The 3,041-nt window shown below is 39.8% G+C and carries 4 protein-coding genes; all 4 read left to right on the top strand.

Annotation, left to right across the window (positions count from 1 at the left end; genetic code table 11):
* The coding region (locus tag FJ218_11215; protein MBM4167470.1) for a transketolase family protein at positions 1 to 844 on the top strand (844 nt) is incomplete at its 5' end.
* A 139-nt stretch (positions 845 to 983) separates the two neighbouring features.
* Positions 984 to 2,168, top strand: coding sequence for a PDZ domain-containing protein (locus FJ218_11220; GenBank protein ID MBM4167471.1), 1,185 nt, complete (start codon positions 984 to 986; stop codon positions 2,166 to 2,168).
* A gap of 2 nt (positions 2,169 to 2,170) precedes the next feature.
* The gene (locus FJ218_11225) at positions 2,171 to 2,377 is read left to right on the top strand and encodes a hypothetical protein (protein MBM4167472.1); all 207 of its coding nucleotides are present in this window, start codon (positions 2,171 to 2,173) and stop codon (positions 2,375 to 2,377) included.
* A 283-nt stretch (positions 2,378 to 2,660) separates the two neighbouring features.
* On the top strand, positions 2,661 to 3,041 hold a 381-nt coding region (locus tag FJ218_11230; GenBank protein MBM4167473.1), incomplete at its 3' end, for an aldehyde dehydrogenase family protein.

Here is a 3,041-nt window from a genome sequence, read left to right on the forward strand (position 1 = left end):
CGTGCGAACTGATTTATTCAAGAAAGCGTTTCCTGAGAGATTTTTTTCTGTCGGCGTTGCTGAACAGGATATGATGGGAGTTGCCGCAGGATTTTGTCTTGCGGGAAAAATTCCTTTCGCATCGGCGTACGGCGAGTTTGCAACGGGAAGACCTTTCGATCAAATCCGACAAAGCATTGCCTACAGCGAAATGCCGGTGAAAATTTGCGCATCGCATTGCGGCATTACGGTCGGTCCCGATGGCGCAACGCATCAATCGCTCGAAGATTTAGCAACGATGCGCGTTCTTCCGCATATGTATGTGATGACAACGTGCGATTACTATCAAACGTTTCGAGCCGTAAAAGAATGTGTAAAAATTCCTTCGCCGTTTTACATTCGATTTTTCCGCGATAATACGCCGGTGTTCACGGATGATTCCATTCCGTTTCAGATTGGAAAAGCGCAAACGTTGATTGAAGGAAATGACGTAACGATTATCGCGGCGGGATTGCAAGTGTGGGAAGCAATTCTCGCGGAAGAAATTCTTTCTTCGGAGAAAATTTCTTGCCGTGTTATCAATATGCACACGATTAAACCGCTTGACAAAGAAGCAATCATCAAAGCGGCGAAAGAAACCGGCGCGATTGTAACAGCCGAAGACCATCAAATTCATTGCGGATTAGGAAGCGCAGTTGCTGAAGTTCTTGCGATGAATCAACCAACCCCGCAAGAATTTGTCGCGGTGAATGATACGTTTGGCGAATCGGGAAATGGAAGCGAGTTGATGAAGAAATATGGCATTGATAAAGATGCGATTGTTTCAGCAGTGAAGAAAGTTTTGAAAAGAAAGATGCACTTGTAATTATTGTTATTATTGAAATTGATTTTAACGAATAGAACACGGATTACACTGATTAAACTGATATTCACTGATTTTATTCATCCGTTTAAATCCGTTGCATCTGTGTAATCCGTGTTCTATTAAATTCAACAATTTTATTATGAAAAAATTCTTTTTTATTCTCATCATTCTCACAATTCCTTTTGGCGTTGGAGTGATTGCCGGGAAAACATTTTTTTCAACATCAGAAAAGAAGAACGGCGCGATAGAAAATATTGCATCCCTTGAAACAGCAAGCGACGATTCACAAAATCAAAATGTGAATGATAATATTTCCAACTCACGTCAAAACGCAATAACGAATGCAGTTGCAAAAGTAAGTCCCGCAGTAATTGGAATCAACGTTATCGAAGTGCGCGAATATATTACACCGTGGGGACAAATGTTTGGCAACGACCCGTTCTTCCGGCAATTTTTTGGCAATCAAACATTCAAACAGGAAGTGAAAGGACTTGGCTCCGGTTTTATTATTTCTGAAGACGGATATATTTTGACGAATGACCACGTTGCAGGAAATGCGACGAAGATTGAAGTAATACTCACAAACGGAAAGAAATATAATGCGCAATTAGTAGGAACGGATTTGGTTTCCGATGTTGCACTTTTAAAAATTGACGGTCATAATTTTCCTTTTGTGAAACTTGGAAATTCCGACGATATACTTATTGGTGAATGGGTCATTGCGCTCGGGAATCCGTTTGGTCTTTTTGAAATTTCCGATAAACCTACTGTTACCGTTGGTGTTGTTAGTGCTGTGGATATGAATTTACGTGCAGAAGCAGGAAGGTATTATCGTGGTATGATTCAAACAGATGCCGCGATTAATTCAGGAAACAGCGGAGGAGCATTGGTGAATTCTCTTGGCGAAGTAATTGGAATTAACTCCGTGATTTACACGCCGAATCAGGGAAATATCGGACTTGGATTTGCGATTCCGATTAATCGCGTGAAAACGATAATGAATGAATTGCGCAAATCGGGTAAAGTGGAACGCAGTTTTTGGACGGGACTTGACGTACAAAATATTGATGCACACATTGCTCGATACTTTCGATTACAAAAAACTGATGGCGTAATTGTTACTGACGTGAAACAACGAAGCCCAGCCAATCGCGCGGGATTTGAAGTCGGCGATGTTATTATTGAAGTGAACGGAGAAAAAATTTCTGACGAAGAAAGTATCAAAAGCGCATTCAGTTTTGCTTCTGCGGGACAAGTGATGAAGGTAAAAGTATTTCGCGATGGACAATATTTTGATTTGCAATTGAAATTGGAGAAGAGATAAATATGATTCAACAAAATTTAACGACACCGCAAAAAAAACTTATCGAACAATATGTAAATGAATTATTGGTTGATAGGATGAAACTTATTCAAGAATATTACGACGTTGATAAAGATTTGGAGTTATTACCAAGTGTCACGCAACGCTTACGTTCAAATAAAAAAAGAAAAACAGTTTCTCACGAGGAATTTTGGAATAACGTACTCTGATGAGTCAATATAAAGTTGATTACAGAGATACTGTTTATGACGATGTAAAGTCATTTGATAAAAATTTGCGTGAGCGAATCAGAGAAAAAAAGAATGGCTTGCAGAGTACTGCGACTATATTCCCCGCGAAGCATTTCGTGGAAAGATAAATATAGGAAATTTCAAATTGAGAGTTGGCGATTATCGAGGTATATATTCATTTAATAAAACTAAACGAACAATTATGATAGAAATAATTGGTCATCGAAGTATAATTTATAAAACTAAATAGAAACTAAATTTAATGGCTAAAAAATTTCAAAACTACATAAACGGAAAATGGTGCGATGCAAAATCGGGACAAGAATTCGAGAATCGCAATCCGGCAAATAACAACGAAGTATTGGGAACATTTCCCAAATCATCGAAAGAAGATGTGAACGAAGCCGTTGCTGCAGCTAAGAAAGCATTCGAGAGTTGGCGATTAGTTCCGGCACCAAAACGCGGCGACATTCTCAAAAAAGTCGGCGACATAATGACGGAACGCAAAGAAGAACTCGCCCGCGCAATGACGAAAGAAATGGGAAAAGTGTTACTTGAAACGCGCGGCGATGTGCAGGAAGGAATTGATACTGCATATTACGCCGCATCGGAAGGACGACGATTATTCGGTCACACCGTTCCA

The organism is Ignavibacteria bacterium (assembly GCA_016873775.1).
Taxonomy (GTDB): domain Bacteria; phylum Bacteroidota; class Ignavibacteria; order UBA10030; family F1-140-MAGs086; genus JAGXRH01.

Excerpts from the sequence above, each read along its gene's own strand:
- FJ218_11220 (MBM4167471.1), top strand. The coding sequence starts at position 984 with ATGAAAAAATTCTTTTTTATTCTCATCATTCTCACAATTCCTTTTGGC.
- FJ218_11225 (MBM4167472.1), top strand. The coding sequence starts at position 2,171 with ATGATTCAACAAAATTTAACGACACCGCAAAAAAAACTTATCGAACAA.